We start from the raw sequence: 15,780 nt of genomic DNA on the forward strand, positions 1-15,780 counted from the left end.
CGTGCCACCAGTCACCCCGTCCCGCGTACCGGACACCCGGCTGGCCGCACACAGCCACCGTAGGCCGTCACGGCGACGCTCGCACCGCCGTACCGGTGACTCCGGCGGATCACCGGCCGCGTGCCGAACACCTCTCTGCGGGGTCTTCACACGGCCCGACTTTCGGAGTACGGGCCCGGCCTGAAATAGTTCCCCCCGATGTTCGCCATCCCTAAGACTCCCGCGACGGGGGTACATCGGGGGACAAATAGTGGGGCATGGAGTGCCAGAACTCGTACTGGAATTGAACGGAAGGACCTGGACGCTCGATCCGTCCAGGTCGTACACCCTGGGGCGTGATCCACAGGGTGACCTGGTGATCGACGACGCCAGGGTCTCGTGGCGACACGCCACCATCAGCTGGGGCGGCCGGAGTTGGGTCATCGAGGACCACGGCTCGACCAACGGCACCTTCGTCCAGGGGCAGCGGATCCACCAGATGGAGATCGCCCCCGGATCCGCGGTGCACCTCGGCAACGCGACCGACGGCCCGCGGCTGAATCTCGCCGCCGGTGCCCCGGCCCCGCAGCAGCAGGCCGCGGCGCACGCCGCGCCGAACGCGGCCCCGAACGCCCAGCAGGCCGCCGCACAGGCCGACTGGGCGACCCATCAGGCCCCGCCGCAGCAGGCCCAACAGCAGGCCTGGCAGCAGCAGGCTCCGCAGCACCAGCAGCCGCACCTCCCGCACCAGCAGGGCGGCCCCGCCGAGCAGTTGGCGCAGAAGACGCCCGGCCGGAGTGGCGGCGCCGCGGGGGCGCCGCCGGTCTACGGCGACCGCAGCCCCACCACGTTCCACCAGCTGGCCCTCGGTCACGTCATGCGCATCGGTCGTGCGCTCGAGAACGAACTGGTCGTCTCCGACCTCCAGGTCTCGCGCCACCACGCCGAGTTCCACGCGACGCCCGACGGCCGCTTCGAGATCCGCGACCTCGGTTCTCACAACGGCACGTACGTCAACGGTCAGCCGATCGCCAAGGGCGGCTCCGTCCTCATCGGCCCCAACGACATCGTCGGCGTCGGTCACTCGACCTTCCGGATGGTCGGCGGCCAGCTCGAGGAGTTCGTCGACACCGGTGAGGTCTCCTTCTCGGCCCGGCACCTCACGGTCACGGTCGACGGCGGCAAGCAGATCCTCAAGGACGTCAGCTTCGGCGTCCCCGAGAAGTCGCTCATCGGCGTCATCGGCCCCTCGGGCTCCGGCAAGTCCACGCTGCTCAAGGCGCTCACCGGCTATCGCCCGGCCAACGAGGGCGACGTCCTCTACGACAACCGGAGCCTCTACAAGCAGTTCGCCGAGCTGCGCCAGCGCATCGGTCTGGTCCCGCAGGACGACATCCTGCACAAGGAGCTGACCGTTCAGAAGGCGCTGCGCTACGCGGCCAAGCTCCGCTTCCCCGGCGACACCGCGCCGGCCGAGCGCGAGGCCCGCATCGACGAGGTGCTGCGCGAGCTCAAGCTCGACATCCACAAGGAGAAGAAGGTCACCTCCCTCTCCGGTGGCCAGCGCAAGCGCGTCTCCGTCGCCCTGGAGCTCCTCACCAAGCCGTCGCTGATCTTCCTGGACGAGCCGACCTCCGGCCTCGACCCGGGCATGGACCGCGACGTCATGCAGCTGCTGCGCGGCCTCGCCGACGACGGCCGTACGGTCCTCGTCGTCACGCACTCGGTGGCCGAGCTCGGCCTCTGCGACAAGCTGCTCGTGATGGCGCCCGGCGGCTCCGTGGCCTACTTCGGTCCGCCGGAGGAAGCGCTGAACTTCTTCGGCTACAGCACCTGGGCCGACGTCTTCTCCGCCTTCGAGAACTACCGCGACTACGACTGGGCGGGCCGCTGGAAGGGCTCGCAGCACTACCAGATGTACGCCGCGGACATCGACGCCGTCGCCGCCCAGCCCGTCCAGATGCCGCAGCAGGCGATGGCCAGGCCGCCCAAGCCGCAGGGCTGGGGCTCCCAGCTGTGGACCCTGATCCGCCGCTACGCCTCGGTGATTGCGTCGGACAAGGGCTTCATGGGTCTGATGGTGATCCTGCCGGCCGTCCTCGGCGCGGTGTCGGTCGTCATCCCCGCCGACTTCGGCCTCGGCAAGCCCACGCCGCCCTCCCGCTTCAACGGAGACGCCGGCACGATCATGCTGATCCTCGCGGTCGGCATGTGCTTCAGCGGCGCCGCCAACTCCGTACGTGAGCTGATCAAGGAACGGGTCATCTACGAACGCGAGCGGGCGACCGGCCTGTCCCGCTCGGCGTACCTGATGTCCAAGGTCATCGTGCTCGGCCTGATCACCGCCTTCCAGGGCGTGATCATCTGCGGCATCGGCTTCGCCACCCGCGAGCTGCCGGAGGAGGGCCTGGTCCTGCCGCCGGCCGTCGAGCTCTGCGTCACGATCATCGCGCTCGGCTTCACCTCGATGATGTTCGGCCTGGTCATCTCCTCGCTGGTGAAGACCGCCGAGAAGACCATGCCGCTGCTCGTGATGTTCGCGATCGTCCAGGTCGTCTTCACCGGCATCCTCTTCCAGGTCTACGGATCGCCCGGCCTGGAGCAGTTCGCCTGGCTCATGCCCTCGCGCTGGGCCATCGCGGCCGCGGGTTCGACGCTCGACCTCGGCCACCTGATGCCGCCGTGGGACCCGAAGGACCCGACCAACCTGGACCCGCTGTGGGACAGCACGGTCGGCCAGTGGGGCTTCAACCTCACGGTCCTGGTGCTCATCGGCGTCGTCTGCGCCTTCGTGGTGGCGCGCCTGCTGCGCCGCCACGAGCCCGAGGTCATGCGCAAGTAACCGCGGGCCGTACGAGACGCCGAAGGGCGGCACCCCTGCACGGGGTGCCGCCCTTCGCGTGGTCCTGCCGGGCGCGGTGCCGACAAGTTCCGTACGTGCCGACAGGCTCAGTACGCGCTGTTGACGTTGTCGATCGAGCCGTAGCGGTCGGCCGCGTAGTTGGCGGCGGCGACGATGTTGGCGACCGGGTCGTACTGGTCGAACTTGGTGCCCGGGACGTGGTAGGCCTTGAAGGTCGGGTAGATGACCTGGAGCAGGCCCTTCGAGGGCACGCCGTTGATGGCGTTGATGTCCCAGTTGTTGATGGCCCGCGGGTTACCGCTGGACTCACGCATGATGTTCTTGTGCAGGCCGTTGTACGAGCCCGGAATATTGTGCTTGTCCATGATGAACAGCGCCTCGCGGATCCAGCCGTCGAGGTTGTTCGCGAAGACCGGCTGGCGGGCGGCGGCACGGCTCGCGGCGGCCTTCGCCTCGGCGCGCTTCTTCGCCTCGGCCTTGGCCTTGGCCTCGGCGGCGGCCTTGGCGTCGGCCTTGGCCTTCGCGTCGGCGGCGGCCTTGGCGGCCTTCGCCTTCGCCTCGGCGGCGGCCTTCGCGTCCGCCTCGGCCTTGGCCTTCAGCGTGATCGCGTTCTGCTGCTCGGTGAGGCTCGAGTGCAGGGCCTTGGCCTGCGGGCTGTTCGCGTCGTAGGCCAACGCGATCTGCTGGGTGTTGCTGAGTGCCTGGGGCTCGGTCTCGGCGGCGGCGTTGCCGGGGACCAGGGTGAAACCGAGGGCGACGGCGCCAAGGGCGGCGACGCCGGCAAGGGAAGCCTTGTGCGTCTTCTTCAGGCGATAGTGACCAGGGTTCTGGGACATGCGGGACTACCTCTTCGAATCGCTGGGGGTCGCTCAGGCCGGGGCGGCGCTGCGCCTGCTCGGCGGCGACGAACGCAATTCTTAGCGGCAGCAAAATGCTGTGGCAAAGGTGTGACGTACGACCTCGGGTAGTGGATCAGGGGCCCGTGCATAGCGCACCAAAACCCCCATAGGACCCGCTCATGCGGTCCCTATCTCCCCATTACGGAACCACTAGGGGTCTTCGTAAGTGACCTGCGTCCTATGCCCGGGCTCACATCGGGCAGGTAACAGCCTCACCAGGCGTTGCTCACGCAATGCACTCAGTGAGGACCCTCCTCCGGGAGGAGGAGGTGGACGTCGCCGAACTCGTGCCACAGGTAGAGCTCTTGTACGGCCTCGGTATAGGCACGGTGCAGAGCGGTCTGCCCGGCGATCGCCTCCAGCATCAGCAGGTGCGAGGCCCGGGGCTCGTGCAGCCCGGTCAGCAGTCCGTCCACCACGCGCACCCCGCGCGCCGGGGTCACGACGAGGTCCGTCCACCCGGACATCGCCCGCACCTCACCCCCGCCGGCCGCGGCCGACTCCAGCGCCCGTACGGCCGTCGTCCCCACGGCGATCACCCGCCCACCCGGCGCCCGCCGCCGCCCCTCCAGGGAACCGCCCCGAGAGCCCCCCTCGTCGCCCGCCCTCGCCGCGTTCACCAGCCGCGCCGTCGTCGCAGGCACCTCGAAGCGCTCCGGGTAGGGCGGCTCGTGCGCCTCCGCCGACGCCACCCCCGTATGAAGGGTGAGCGGAGCGAACTGGATCCCCCGGCTCACCAGCTCCGCCACCAGCCGGGCCGTGAACGGCCGGCCCGCGCTCGGCATCTCCGCCGACCCCGCGCCGTCGGGGGAGGGGAGAGAGAACACCGTCTGGTACGCGGAGAGCGGCTGGTCCCGCTCCGTGTACCCGTACCGGATGGGGCGCCCGTACCGCGCCAGCAGGGCCGGAACGGACGTGTCCACCCGCGCCCACCACAGCCGCGCCGCCCCGGGAGCCAGGGGCTCGGTCAGGACGAGCCGGGCCGCGCCCCCGAGCGCCGGCCCCCCGGGCAGCCGGACCACCATCCCCTCCGGTCCGCCCGGCCGCGGCCGGGTACTGCCCCTCCCGTCCGGCTCCCGCAGCTCGACGGCCCAGCGGCCGTCCTCCCCGCGCGTCGAGAAGTGGACGACCACCCTCTCCCCGCCGCCGTCGGCGCCCAGCCGCCCGGTCACGGCGGCCGCGAGCGTCGTGCTCGTGTTCACGACCAGCACGTCCCCGGCCCGCAGCTGCCCCGGCAGCTCCCGGAACGCGTGGTGCGACACCTCCGTCCCGCGCGACACCATCAGCCGCACGTCGTCCCGCCGCCGCCCCGGCGCCCGCTGCTCGGCCGGCACCCGCGCCGAGAGCTCCGCGGGCACACAGAGGGCCTCGAGCACGCTCATCGGACCCCCTCCGCCCCGAGGAGCCCCGCGGCCGTGTACCGGCCGCTGGGCGGCCTGCGGTCGAGGAGAGCGAGGAACCCGGGCACCACCGACTCCGGAGCCGGACGCGGATCGTCGTCGCCCGGAACGGCCGCCGCGTACAGGTCCGTGGCCATGTCACCCGGATCCACCGCCCACACCCGCAGTCCCGGCTCCTCGACGGCCAGCACGGCCGCCAGCTGGTCGAGGGCCGCCTTCGACGCCCCGTAACCGCCCCACTTCCCGTACGCCTCCACCGCCGCGTCCGACGTCACCGCGACCACCGTCCCCGCCCCGCTCGCCCTGAGCAGCGGCAGCGCCTCCTGTACGAGACCCAGCGCGGCCACCACGTTCGTCTCCAGCGCAGCCCGCAGACCGGCCGGCGACAGGGCCTCCAGACGCACCAGTGGCTCGGCCCCCAGCGCGCTCGCGTTGTGCACCAGCAGATCCAGGCCACCGAGCTCCTCCGCGGCGGCCACCAGCTCCCGGCGGTGCGCCGCGTCCGTCACATCCCCGGCGAGCGCCACGACGCGCGCCCCACGCGCGCGTGCCGCCCGGGCACTCTCGGCGAGCACCTCCGGCGTCCGCGCGTCGAGCACCAGATCCCAGCCCCGCGCCGCCAGCGCACCGGCCAGCGCACGCCCCAGCCCCTTCGACGCCCCCGTGATCACCGCGACACCCATGACATCCATCCCCTCTCCTGGCGATGGATCCAGCTTTCGCCCGCCACCCCGCCCGCCGCCTCGTCCCCGGGCCCCGGACGCCCAAGGCACTTCGGCCTAGTCCCCGAGTCCTAGGCGACCGCCGTCCGCGGACGGATACGCACGGTCACAGCCCACCGGTACGGTGAATTCATGAGTCATCGACCCAGCTCCGGCCTGGCCGCCGTGAGCACCGCGCTCCTGGCGATGAGCCGCCACCTGGAGGTGCGCGACGTCCTCAAGACGATCGTGGCCTCCGCCCGTGAGCTGCTCGACGCCGAGTACGCGGCGCTGGGCGTGCCGGACGACCACGGCGGCTTCGCCCAGTTCGTCGTGGACGGCGTCAGCGACGAGCAGTGGCGGGCGATCGGCCCGCTGCCCCGCCAGCACGGCATCCTCGCGTCGATGCTCCACAAGGCCGAGCCCGAGCGCCTCGCCGACGTCCGCAAGGACCCCCGCTTCGAGGGCTGGCCGTCCGCCCACCCGGACATGTCCGACTTCCTCGGCCTGCCCATCCAGGACGGCGAGGAGACCATCGGAGCCCTCTTCCTCGCCAACAAGCGCTGCCCCAAGCCGGACGGCGGCTGCGGCTTCACCGAGGCGGACGAGGAACTGCTCTCGATCCTCGCCCAGCACGCCGCGATCGCCCTGACCAACGCCCGGCTCTACGAGCGCAGCCGCGAGCTCACCATCGCCGAGGAGCGCTCGCGCCTCGCCCACGAGCTGCACGACGCCGTCAGCCAGAAGCTCTTCTCGCTCCGGCTCACCGCCCAGGCCGCCGCCGCCCTCGTCGACCGTGACCCGGCCAGGGCCAAGGGCGAGCTCCAGCAGGTCGCCGCGCTCGCGGCCGAGGCCGCGGACGAGCTGCGCGCCGCCGTCGTCGAGCTGCGCCCCGCCGCGCTCGACGAGGACGGCCTCGTCCACACCCTCCGTACGCAGATCCAGGTCCTCGACCGGGCCCACACCGCCCGCGTCACCTTCGACAGCACGGGCGTGCGCGCGCTGCCGGCCGCCCAGGAGGAGGCCATGCTGCGGGTCGCCCAGGAGGCGCTGCACAACGCGCTGCGGCACGCGGAGCCCGAGCGGGTCGCCGTCTCCCTCTTCCGCCACGGCCAGGGCGCGCTGCTCACCGTCGCCGACGACGGCAAGGGGTTCGACCCTCTTACGGTCCGGCGGGCCGGCCGGCACCTCGGCCTGGTCTCCATGCGGGACCGGGCGGGCGGGGTCGGCGGCACACTCACCGTGACGTCGCAGCCGGGCCGAGGCACCACGATCGAGATGGAGGTTCCCGGTGGCTGACAACGTGATCCGCGTTCTGCTGGTCGACGACCACCAGGTGGTGCGGCGAGGCCTGCGGACCTTTCTGGAGGTCCAGGACGACATAGAGGTCGTGGGGGAGGCCTCCGACGGCGCCGAGGGCGTCGCACGGGCCGAGGAGCTGCGGCCCGACGTGGTCCTGATGGACGTGAAGATGCCGGGCATGGACGGCATCGAGGCGCTGCGGAAGCTGCGCGAGCTGGCGAACCCGGCGAAGGTGCTGATCGTCACCAGCTTCACCGAGCAGCGCACGGTCGTCCCCGCGCTGCGCGCCGGCGCCTCCGGGTACGTCTACAAGGACGTGGACCCGGACGCCCTGGCCGGCGCGATCAGGTCCGTGCACGCCGGCCATGTACTGCTCCAGCCGGAGGTGGCCGGGGCGCTCCTCTCCCAGGAGGAGGGGCACGGCGGGACGGGGCGCGGGTCGACGCTCACGGAGCGGGAGCAGGAGGTGCTCGGCCTGATCGCCGACGGCCGGTCGAACCGGGAGATCGCCCGGGCGCTCGTCCTCTCGGAGAAGACGGTCAAGACGCACGTCTCGAACATCCTCATGAAGCTCGATCTGGCGGACCGGACGCAGGCGGCGCTGTGGGCGGTGCGGCACGGCCTGACCTCGTGAGACGGATGAGACGGAAGTGGCACTTCCGTTCTCATCTTCATACCGTCGGGTGTATGTCCCCCGTTCGGCGCAACCCGGCGGGGGTGCGGGCGTTCTCCATGGCGTGCTGCGGCGGCCGGCCGCAGCGAATACCAGGAGGATCCTGAAGTGAAGAACCTGAAGAAGGCCGCTGCCCTCACCATGGTCGCCGGTGGCATCGTCGCCGCGGGTGCGGGTGTCGCCTCCGCCCACGGCGCGGACGCGCAGGGCAAGGCCCTCAACTCCCCGGGCGTCGCGTCCGGCAACCTGGTGCAGGTCCCGGTCCACGTCCCCGTGAACGTCTCGGGCAACACGGTCAACGTGATCGGCCTGCTCAACCCGGCCTTCGGCAACGGCGCGATCAACCACTGACGCCCCCAGCCCAGCCCGGCCCCCGATTTCCCCCGGGGACCGGGCTCCGCCATGTCGCGCCGCTCGCGGCGGCGCCTTGCGGACTCCGTCCCCCCGGTCGTGGCCGGGGGTCTGGACTCCCCGCCCCGCCAGGGTCAGCGTTCTCGTTCGCGTTCTTCCACGTACGCGTTGTAGGCGGCCACCTGTGCGCGCCGGGCCACCCGCTCCACCGGCCGCAACGCCGCACCCCGCGCCGCCATCTCCGAGGCGCTCACCGCGCCGCCGTGGCCGTGGTCGTACGCCAGGTCGATCAGCAGGCCCACCCGCTGGGCCAGCTCCAGCACCCTGACCGCACGCGCCGGGTAGCCCGGAGCCAGCACCTCGCGGCCCACCTCCGCCCGCGCCCGGTACGCCTCGCGCGCCGCGTCCGCCACCGGGCCCGAGGCCGCCACGTCCAGCCGTGTCAGCACCGACGTCGCCTCGCGCAGCGCCTCCGCCAGCTCCCGCTCCGCCTCACCGAGCGACGGCACGTCCGCGGGCGGGGCCTCCCGCACCGACAGGCAGCGCCAGACCACCTCCACATGCACGTCCCCCACGGGACCCGCCTCCGTGACCTCCGGCACCAGGCCGTACGGAGCGCCGAAACCGACCGCCGCCTCCTCCGCCTCGATCGCCCGCGCGTTGAAGTCCGGCGGCCCGCTCAGCCCCAGCGGATGCCCCGGCGTGGGCAGCGCCACCCGCCACCCGGTCACCCCGAGCCGCCGCAGCCGGCCGAGCGCGAGGGTCAGACCGACCTGCCCCGCCTCGCCCGGCAGCCCCTCGACGCGGTGCACCGCGTCGTCCCCGACAATGGCCAGCGCCGCCTCGTCCGGCGACACCGATCCGGCCAACAGGGCATTGCCCCAAGCGGCCAGCCGTCCTGAGCGTGGTTCCGAAAGCATGCCCACAGCGTAGGGACTCCCCGCACCCGAGAAGGGAAGTACCGGACCTAAGGACCGGCCCGCTCCGGCAGTGGCGTAGGTTTTCCCTGGACGCCGCGCCCACAGGCGCAAGGCGACGACACGACTCGACCGCAAGGGGAGACAACGCGCTCATGAGCGATGTACTGGAGCTGGTGGACGTATCCGTGGTCCGCGACGGACGGGCTCTGGTGGACGATGTCTCCTGGTCGGTCAAGGAGGGCGAGCGCTGGGTCATCCTCGGCCCCAACGGCGCCGGCAAGACCACCCTCCTCAACATCGCCTCCAGCTACCTCTTCCCGACCACCGGCTCGGCCAAGATCCTCGACGAGCAGCTCGGCAAGGTCGACGTCTTCGACCTCCGCCCGCGCATCGGCATGGCCGGCATCGCCATGGCGGAGAAGCTCCCCAAGCGGCAGACCGTTCTCCAGACCGTCCTCACCGCCGCGTACGGCATGACCGCCACCTGGCACGAGGACTACGACGCCGTCGACGAGCAGCGCGCCCGCGCCTTCCTCGACCGGCTCGGCATGACCGAGTACCTCGATCGCAGGTTCGGCACCCTCTCCGAGGGCGAGCGCAAGCGCACCCTCATCGCCCGCGCGATGATGACCGACCCCGAGCTGCTCCTCCTCGACGAGCCCGCCGCCGGTCTCGACCTCGGCGGCCGCGAGGACCTCGTACGCCGTCTCGGCCGACTCGCCCGCGACCCGTACGCCCCCTCCATGATCATGGTCACCCACCATGTCGAGGAGATCGCCCCCGGCTTCACCCACGTCCTGATGATCCGTCAGGGCAAGGTGCTCGCCGCCGGCCCGATGGAGACCGAGCTGACCTCCCGCAACCTGTCCCTATGCTTCGGCCTCCCGCTCGTCGTCGAGCACGTCGGCGACCGGTACACCGCCCAGGGCCTCCCGCTCAAGTAGCGGCCGGGGACACGCCCTTGGGGTGTGACCGACGAGGCCCGAGACCGCCGGGAGCACCTCCCACGCGATGCTCCGGGGGATCTGCGCCCTGTCCGAGTCCACCCCGCCGCCCTACCATGACCATGTGGACATCGACGCATGGGTCTGGTGGCTGATCGGCGCCGTGGGACTGGGCATTCCGCTCGTCCTCACCGCGATGCCCGAATTCGGCATGTTCTCCGTCGGCGCGATCGCCGGAGCCGTCACGGCGGCTCTCGGCTTCGGCATCGTCGCGCAGGTGGTCGTCTTCGTGGTCGTCTCCGTCGCGCTGCTCGCGGTGGTCCGCCCCATCGCGGCCCGGCACCGCAACGGACCGCCCCAGCACGCCTCGGGCATCGACGCGCTGAAAGGCCGTCAAGCCGTCGTCCTGGAACGGGTCGACGGCGCCGGCGGCCGCATCAAGCTCGCCGGCGAGGTCTGGTCCGCCCGCGCGCTCGACTCCGGACTGAGCTTCGAACCCGGCGACCAGGTCGACGTGGTCGAGATCGACGGGGCCACCGCCGTGGTCATGTGACCAGGCCGCTTGACCGAACGCCCCACACGACGGCCCGCGTTCTGGAAAACTCGATCATCGGAATCAACCCGGCACATCCGGCAGAGAACCGGCAGCGAAGGGCACAGGGAACACGATGTCAGCAGTCATCATCGTCCTGATCATTCTGGTGGTGCTTGTCTTCATCGCCCTGATCAAGACGATCCAGGTCATCCCGCAGGCGAGCGCCGCGATCGTCGAGAGGTTCGGCCGCTACACCCGCACGCTCAACGCGGGCCTGAACATCGTCGTCCCGTTCATCGACTCGATCCGCAACCGGATCGACCTCCGCGAGCAGGTCGTCCCGTTCCCGCCGCAGCCCGTGATCACCCAGGACAACCTGGTCGTCAACATCGACACCGTCATCTACTACCAGGTGACCGACGCCCGGGCCGCGACCTACGAGGTCGCCAGCTACATCCAGGCCATCGAGCAGCTCACCGTCACCACCCTGCGCAACATCATCGGTGGCATGGACCTGGAGCGGACCCTCACCTCGCGTGAGGAGATCAACGCCGCCCTGCGCGGAGTCCTCGACGAGGCCACCGGCAAGTGGGGCATCCGCGTCAACCGCGTCGAGCTCAAGGCGATCGAGCCGCCCACCTCCATCCAGGACTCGATGGAGAAGCAGATGCGCGCCGACCGCGACAAGCGCGCCGCGATCCTCACCGCCGAGGGCATCCGCCAGTCCCAGATCCTCACCGCCGAGGGCGAGAAGCAGTCCGCCATCCTCCGTGCCGAGGGTGAGGCCAAGGCCGCCGCCCTGCGCGCCGAGGGCGAGGCCCAGGCCGTCCGTACGGTCTTCGAGGCCATCCACGCCGGCGACCCGGACCAGAAGCTCCTCTCGTACCAGTACCTCCAGATGCTCCCGAAGATCGCCGAGGGCGACGCCAACAAGCTCTGGATCGTGCCCAGCGAGATCGGCGACGCCCTCAAGGGCCTCTCCGGTGCCTTCGGCAACCTCGGCGGCGGCGCACCCGGCTTCAACACCGGCGCGGTGCCCGGCAGCCGTACGGGCAACGAGACCGAACGCCGCGAAGCGCCCCCGATCGACTGACACATACACGCAGTCGTGCATGATCAGTGCGAGCCCCTCGACCCCGACGGACGTCAGGGCGGGGAGGCGAGCCCCTGATCTTGTAAGGAGATGGCGTTGTCCATCTGGGAAGTACTGGCGGTATTCGCGGCCGGCGTCGGCGCCGGCACCATCAACACCATCGTCGGATCGGGAACGCTCATCACGTTCCCCGTCCTCCTCCTGACCGGCCTCCCGCCGGTCACGGCCACCGTCTCGAACGCCCTCGGCCTGATCCCCGGATCCATCAGCGGAGCCATCGGCTACCGCGAGGAACTCAAGGGCCAGCGCCGACGCGTCCTGCGCCTCGGCAGCGTCGCCGCGATCGGCGGACTCGGCGGAGCCGTCCTCCTGCTGACCCTCCCGGCCCGGGCGTTCGAGACCATCGTCCCCGTCCTCGTCGCCCTCGCCCTGGTCCTGGTCATCCTCCAGCCACGGATCTCCAAGGCCGTCCAGGCCCGCCGCGAACGCCACGGCAGCCACGGAGACCCCGACGGCGGCCCGCTCCTGCTGACCGGCCTGCTCCTCGCCAGCGTCTACGGCGGCTACTTCACCGCGGCCCAGGGGATCATCTACCTCTCCCTCATGGGCATGCTCCTCGCGGACACCCTCCAGCGCCTCAACGCCGTCAAGAACGTCCTCGCCGCGATCGTCAACAGCATCGCCGCGCTCTTCTTCCTCTTCGTCGCCGACTTCGACTGGACCGCCGTCCTGCTCATCGCCGTCGGCTCGGCCATCGGCGGCCAGATCGGCGCCAAGGTCGGCCGCCGCCTCCCGCCCCCGGTCCTGCGCGGCGTCATCGTCGTCGTCGGCACGGCGGCCATCGTGCAGCTGCTGCTCCGCTGAACGGAACGGGCCCGCTCCCCGACGAGGGGAGCGGGCCCGCACACGTACGGATACGGGATCAGGCCGCCGAACCCGCCAGCCACTGCGGCAGCTCCGACCGCTCACCGGCCCGCATCGCCAGCAGCATCGCGTCCGCCGGCGTCGGAACGAACGGCTCGTGCAGCAGCGGCATCCCCGCCTGCTCCGGAGTCCGGTCCGCTTTACGGTGATTGTCCTCGGCGCAGGACGCCACCGTGTTCAGCCAGCTGTCCCCACCACCCTGCGCCCGCGGCACCACATGGTCCACGGTCGTCGCACGCCGCCCGCAGTACGCGCACCGGTGCTGGTCCCGGACCAGCACACCCCGTCTCGACCACGGCGCCTGTCTTCGGAACGGCACCCGGACATAGCGGCAGAGCCTGATCACCCGGGGCACCGGAATGTCGACGGCGGCGGCACGCATACGCAGCTCGGGATGCTCCTGCTCCACGACGGCCTTGTCCTGGAGGACAAGCACCACCGCACGGTTGAGTGTGACCGTCGACAGCGGCTCGAAGCTCGCGTTCAGTACCAGCGTGTCCCGCATTGTGCCCACCTCCCGTGTGCCGGCCCAGCCCCGTCGCGGGGCTCCGGGCTTGGATCAACTCTGGCCGGGCGCGCCGGGTTGGACAACGGAATATCCGCGCAACGAAAGATGCCCGCTTCTGATCTCTCCAAGACCAGAAGCGGGCAAACAACAAACGAACGCTCAGCTGTGCGCGGGGATCTCGTACTCGGCCACCAGCTGGGCACGCGCCAGCGCGTGGAAACGCAGATGGAAGCCGACCGCCGCGGGCGAGGCGTCGGCGTCAGGACCGAGCTTCTCACCGTCCACCGCGTAGACGGTGAAGACATATCGGTGCGAACCGTCACCGGCCGGGGGAGCGGCCCCGCCGAAGTCCCGGGACCCGTAGTCGTTACGGACCTGCACGGCACCGGCCGGCAGCCCCTCGAACGTCCCGGAACCCGCGCCCGCCGGCAGCTCGGTGACCGACGCGGGTATGTCGAACAGGACCCAGTGCCAGAACCCGCTGCCCGTCGGCGCGTCCGGATCGAAGCACGTGACGGCGAAGCTCTTCGTCTCCGCCGGGAACCCCTCCCAGCGCAGCTGCGGAGAGGTGTTCCCCTCCGCGTACACCTGCGCGTCCTTCAGCACACCGCCCGGCACGATGTCGTCGCTCACCACGGTGAACGCCGGCACCGGCGGATGGAAGTCGTGAGGGAGCGGAGCCCTCTTCCCCTCGGTCACGTCCGTACCTCCGTATCGCTGACCCCCTGTACGGGGGCGAGCCTAGAGCCAGTTGCGCTTGCCACCGACGTCGGCCAGCCACTGGTTGAGGTAGGCGGCCCAGTCCGTCGTGTGGAAGTCGTTCAGCCCCACCTTGAAGGAACGGAACGAGTCGCTGCCCTCGCTGAAGAGACCCGGCTTCTTGTCCATCTCCAGGACGACGTCCATCTCGCGGTCGTCCGCGACGAAGCTGACCTCGACCTGGTTGAGACCGCGGTACTGCTGCGGCGGGAAGAACTCGATCTCCTGGTAGAACGGCAGCTTCTGCCGGGTACCGCGGATGTGACCGCGCTCCATGTCCGCGCTCTTGAAGCGGAAGCCCAGCTGGATGAAGGCGTCGAGGATCGCCTGCTGCGCCGGCAGCGGGTGCACGTTGATCGGGTCCAGGTCACCGGAGTCCACCGCGCGGGCGATCTCCAGCTCGGTGGTCACACCGATGTTCATGCCACGCAGCTGCTGCCCGGCGATCGCGGTGACCGGGGTCTCCCACGGGATCTCCAGACCGAACGGCACCACGTGCACCGCACCCGCCTGCACCGTGAAGGCGCCCCCGAGCCGGACCTTCACGAATTCGATGTCCTGCTTCGTCTCCTGGTCCGCGCCCTCGACCTCGACACGCGCCTGGAGTCCGACCGAGAGCCCCTCGATCTGCTGGTCGACCGACCCGCCCTGGATCCGCACCTCGCCCTGGACCACACCACCGGGAACGACGTTCTCCTCGGTGAGCACCGTCTCCACGGACGCGCCGCCGGCACCCAGGCTCGCGAGCAGCTTCTTGAATCCCATGAACAACTCCCTCTTGGACCTGCTTGGTCTTGACCTCTACATACGCGCGACGACCGTAGCCGGTTCCCCCGTACGTCCCGGGGGAAGCACCAGTACGCTCGGACGCCATGAGCGAGAGCCCCGACCGTACGCCGCTCCCGCGGGACTTCTTCGACCGCCCCGTCCTGGAGGTTGCCCCCGATCTCCTGGGCTGCACCCTTGTACGGACATCGGACGAGGGCACCATCGAGCTCCGCCTCACGGAGGTCGAGGCGTACGCCGGCGCGATCGACCCGGGCTCCCACGCCTTCCGCGGCCGCACCGCCCGCAACGCGGTCATGTTCGGTCCGCCCGGACACGCGTACGTCTACTTCACCTACGGCATGTGGCACTGCCTCAACCTGGTGTGCGGCCCCGAGGGCCACGCGAGCGGAGTGCTGCTGCGGGCGGGCCAGATCCTCACGGGCGTCGAGCAGGCACGCAAACGTCGACTCTCGGCCCGATACGACAGAGAACTGGCCAAGGGACCGGCGCGTCTGGCCACCGCCCTCGACGTCGCCCTCTCCCTGAACGGCACCGACGTCTGCGCCGGCCCGGACGCCCCGCTCTCCCTCCTCACCGGCACCCCACCCCCGTCCGACCAGGTACGGAACGGCCCGCGTACGGGAGTGGGCGGCGAAGGCGCCCCACACCCATGGCGCTTCTGGATCGACGACGACCCGACGGTGAGCCCGTACCGCGCCCATGTGCCCCGCAAGAGGTCCTCTTGACCCGACTTGACTCGCGTGCTGCGGACGCCTAACGTAGGCGAGCCGCTTGAAACGGGACGTGCTTGTACAAGCACCCCGGAGCGGCCATCCACTACCTACGACAAACCCCAACGGGTGAGGATTTCGGCATGCCGAAATCTGGTCCGAATGGCTCGATTATGAGCCGCCGGGGAATTCGGCTAAAGTAGTGACCACGCCGAAAGGCAAAGGCAGCCAACAGGCCACCGGAAACAAAATCCGAACCGGAAACGGAACGGAAAAGGATCTGGTAAGGTTGGAAACACGAAAGACCGAAGGGAAAAGCCCGGAGGAAAGCCCGTGAGGGTGAGTACGAAGGAAGCGTCCGTTCCTTGAGAACTCAACAGCGTGCCAAAAATCAACGCCAGATTAGTTGATACCCCGTCCATCTTCGGAT

At 70.4% G+C, this 15,780-nt stretch carries 16 protein-coding genes; 9 read left to right on the top strand and 7 right to left on the bottom strand.

The window, feature by feature from the left end:
- Positions 1-250 precede the first annotated feature (250 nt).
- On the top strand, positions 251-2,821 hold the full coding sequence (locus ACZ3OF_RS09635; RefSeq protein ID WP_361668847.1) for an ABC transporter ATP-binding protein/permease: 2,571 nt from the start codon (positions 251-253) through the stop codon (positions 2,819-2,821).
- A gap of 107 nt (positions 2,822-2,928) precedes the next feature.
- Here the strand turns inward: ACZ3OF_RS09635 and ACZ3OF_RS09640 are convergent, their stop codons facing one another.
- From ACZ3OF_RS09640 to ACZ3OF_RS09650, 3 genes are all read right to left on the bottom strand, one after another.
- On the bottom strand, positions 2,929-3,678 hold the full coding sequence (locus ACZ3OF_RS09640; protein ID WP_361668844.1) for a transglycosylase SLT domain-containing protein: 750 nt from the start codon (positions 3,676-3,678) through the stop codon (positions 2,929-2,931).
- 302 nt (positions 3,679-3,980) lie between these two features.
- The gene (locus ACZ3OF_RS09645) at positions 3,981-5,123 is read right to left on the bottom strand and encodes an S-adenosylmethionine:tRNA ribosyltransferase-isomerase (protein WP_467303769.1); all 1,143 of its coding nucleotides are present in this window, start codon (positions 5,121-5,123) and stop codon (positions 3,981-3,983) included.
- The gene (locus tag ACZ3OF_RS09650; protein WP_361669725.1) at positions 5,120-5,824 is read right to left on the bottom strand and encodes an SDR family NAD(P)-dependent oxidoreductase; all 705 of its coding nucleotides are present in this window, start codon (positions 5,822-5,824) and stop codon (positions 5,120-5,122) included. Before ACZ3OF_RS09650 ends, ACZ3OF_RS09645 begins: the two co-directional genes overlap by 4 nt.
- A gap of 171 nt (positions 5,825-5,995) precedes the next feature.
- On the opposite strand from ACZ3OF_RS09650, the gene ACZ3OF_RS09655 reads away from it, so the two are divergent.
- The 3 genes from ACZ3OF_RS09655 (at position 5,996) to ACZ3OF_RS09665 (ending at position 8,168) form a co-directional block, all read left to right on the top strand.
- Positions 5,996-7,141: a GAF domain-containing sensor histidine kinase gene (locus ACZ3OF_RS09655; protein ID WP_361668839.1), complete on the top strand. Its 1,146-nt coding sequence runs from the start codon at positions 5,996-5,998 to the stop codon at positions 7,139-7,141.
- Positions 7,134-7,778: a response regulator transcription factor gene (locus ACZ3OF_RS09660; RefSeq protein ID WP_361432361.1), complete on the top strand. Its 645-nt coding sequence runs from the start codon at positions 7,134-7,136 to the stop codon at positions 7,776-7,778. Before ACZ3OF_RS09655 ends, ACZ3OF_RS09660 begins: the two co-directional genes overlap by 8 nt.
- A gap of 147 nt (positions 7,779-7,925) precedes the next feature.
- Entirely contained in the window at positions 7,926-8,168 is a 243-nt protein-coding gene (locus tag ACZ3OF_RS09665) for a chaplin (RefSeq protein WP_361432359.1), read from the top strand.
- Between the two features lie 134 nt (positions 8,169-8,302).
- Here ACZ3OF_RS09665 and ACZ3OF_RS09670 read toward each other — a convergent pair whose 3' ends face one another.
- Entirely contained in the window at positions 8,303-9,088 is a 786-nt protein-coding gene (locus tag ACZ3OF_RS09670; RefSeq protein ID WP_361668836.1) for a hypothetical protein, read from the bottom strand.
- A gap of 152 nt (positions 9,089-9,240) precedes the next feature.
- Between ACZ3OF_RS09670 and ACZ3OF_RS09675 the strand changes: the two genes are divergently transcribed.
- The 4 genes from ACZ3OF_RS09675 to ACZ3OF_RS09690 all read left to right on the top strand — a co-directional run bounded on the left by ACZ3OF_RS09675 (position 9,241) and on the right by ACZ3OF_RS09690 (position 12,524).
- Positions 9,241-10,032 (top strand): ABC transporter ATP-binding protein, encoded by a 792-nt coding sequence (locus tag ACZ3OF_RS09675; RefSeq protein WP_361668834.1) that lies wholly within the window; start codon positions 9,241-9,243, stop codon positions 10,030-10,032.
- Between the two features lie 124 nt (positions 10,033-10,156).
- Positions 10,157-10,585 (top strand): NfeD family protein, encoded by a 429-nt coding sequence (locus ACZ3OF_RS09680; protein ID WP_361668832.1) that lies wholly within the window; start codon positions 10,157-10,159, stop codon positions 10,583-10,585.
- 115 nt (positions 10,586-10,700) lie between these two features.
- On the top strand, positions 10,701-11,660 hold the full coding sequence (locus ACZ3OF_RS09685; protein WP_361432351.1) for an SPFH domain-containing protein: 960 nt from the start codon (positions 10,701-10,703) through the stop codon (positions 11,658-11,660).
- A gap of 96 nt (positions 11,661-11,756) precedes the next feature.
- Positions 11,757-12,524 carry a sulfite exporter TauE/SafE family protein gene (locus ACZ3OF_RS09690; protein ID WP_467303778.1) on the top strand — a complete coding sequence of 256 codons (768 nt, stop codon included), beginning with the start codon at positions 11,757-11,759 and terminating at the stop codon, positions 12,522-12,524.
- Between the two features lie 58 nt (positions 12,525-12,582).
- On the opposite strand, the gene ACZ3OF_RS09695 is transcribed toward ACZ3OF_RS09690, so the two are convergent.
- The 3 genes from ACZ3OF_RS09695 to ACZ3OF_RS09705 form a co-directional block, all read right to left on the bottom strand.
- Positions 12,583-13,089, bottom strand: a complete 507-nt coding sequence (locus ACZ3OF_RS09695) for an HNH endonuclease (RefSeq protein WP_361668823.1) — start codon at positions 13,087-13,089, stop codon at positions 12,583-12,585.
- A gap of 162 nt (positions 13,090-13,251) precedes the next feature.
- Positions 13,252-13,791 (bottom strand): YbhB/YbcL family Raf kinase inhibitor-like protein, encoded by a 540-nt coding sequence (locus tag ACZ3OF_RS09700; RefSeq protein ID WP_361668821.1) that lies wholly within the window; start codon positions 13,789-13,791, stop codon positions 13,252-13,254.
- Positions 13,792-13,833: 42 nt separating this feature from the next.
- Positions 13,834-14,616 carry a sporulation protein gene (locus ACZ3OF_RS09705; protein ID WP_361668818.1) on the bottom strand — a complete coding sequence of 261 codons (783 nt, stop codon included), beginning with the start codon at positions 14,614-14,616 and terminating at the stop codon, positions 13,834-13,836.
- A 107-nt stretch (positions 14,617-14,723) separates the two neighbouring features.
- On the opposite strand from ACZ3OF_RS09705, the gene ACZ3OF_RS09710 reads away from it, so the two are divergent.
- Positions 14,724-15,365 carry a DNA-3-methyladenine glycosylase gene (locus tag ACZ3OF_RS09710; protein WP_361668816.1) on the top strand — a complete coding sequence of 214 codons (642 nt, stop codon included), beginning with the start codon at positions 14,724-14,726 and terminating at the stop codon, positions 15,363-15,365.
- Positions 15,366-15,780: the final 415 nt, after the last annotated feature.

Source organism: Streptomyces sp. NPDC022552 (assembly GCF_055561875.1).

What these genes read in the sequence shown, in the direction of transcription:
- ACZ3OF_RS09640 (WP_361668844.1), bottom strand. Translation starts at nt 3,678, where the DNA reads ATGTCCCAGAACCCTGGTCACTATCGCCTGAAGAAGACGCACAAGGCT.
- ACZ3OF_RS09645 (WP_467303769.1), bottom strand. Translation starts at nt 5,123, where the DNA reads ATGAGCGTGCTCGAGGCCCTCTGTGTGCCCGCGGAGCTCTCGGCGCGG.
- ACZ3OF_RS09650 (WP_361669725.1), bottom strand. Translation starts at nt 5,824, where the DNA reads ATGGGTGTCGCGGTGATCACGGGGGCGTCGAAGGGGCTGGGGCGTGCG.
- ACZ3OF_RS09655 (WP_361668839.1), top strand. Translation starts at nt 5,996, where the DNA reads ATGAGTCATCGACCCAGCTCCGGCCTGGCCGCCGTGAGCACCGCGCTC.
- ACZ3OF_RS09670 (WP_361668836.1), bottom strand. Translation starts at nt 9,088, where the DNA reads ATGCTTTCGGAACCACGCTCAGGACGGCTGGCCGCTTGGGGCAATGCC.
- ACZ3OF_RS09675 (WP_361668834.1), top strand. Translation starts at nt 9,241, where the DNA reads ATGAGCGATGTACTGGAGCTGGTGGACGTATCCGTGGTCCGCGACGGA.
- ACZ3OF_RS09685 (WP_361432351.1), top strand. Translation starts at nt 10,701, where the DNA reads ATGTCAGCAGTCATCATCGTCCTGATCATTCTGGTGGTGCTTGTCTTC.
- ACZ3OF_RS09695 (WP_361668823.1), bottom strand. Translation starts at nt 13,089, where the DNA reads ATGCGGGACACGCTGGTACTGAACGCGAGCTTCGAGCCGCTGTCGACG.
- ACZ3OF_RS09705 (WP_361668818.1), bottom strand. Translation starts at nt 14,616, where the DNA reads ATGGGATTCAAGAAGCTGCTCGCGAGCCTGGGTGCCGGCGGCGCGTCC.
- ACZ3OF_RS09710 (WP_361668816.1), top strand. Translation starts at nt 14,724, where the DNA reads ATGAGCGAGAGCCCCGACCGTACGCCGCTCCCGCGGGACTTCTTCGAC.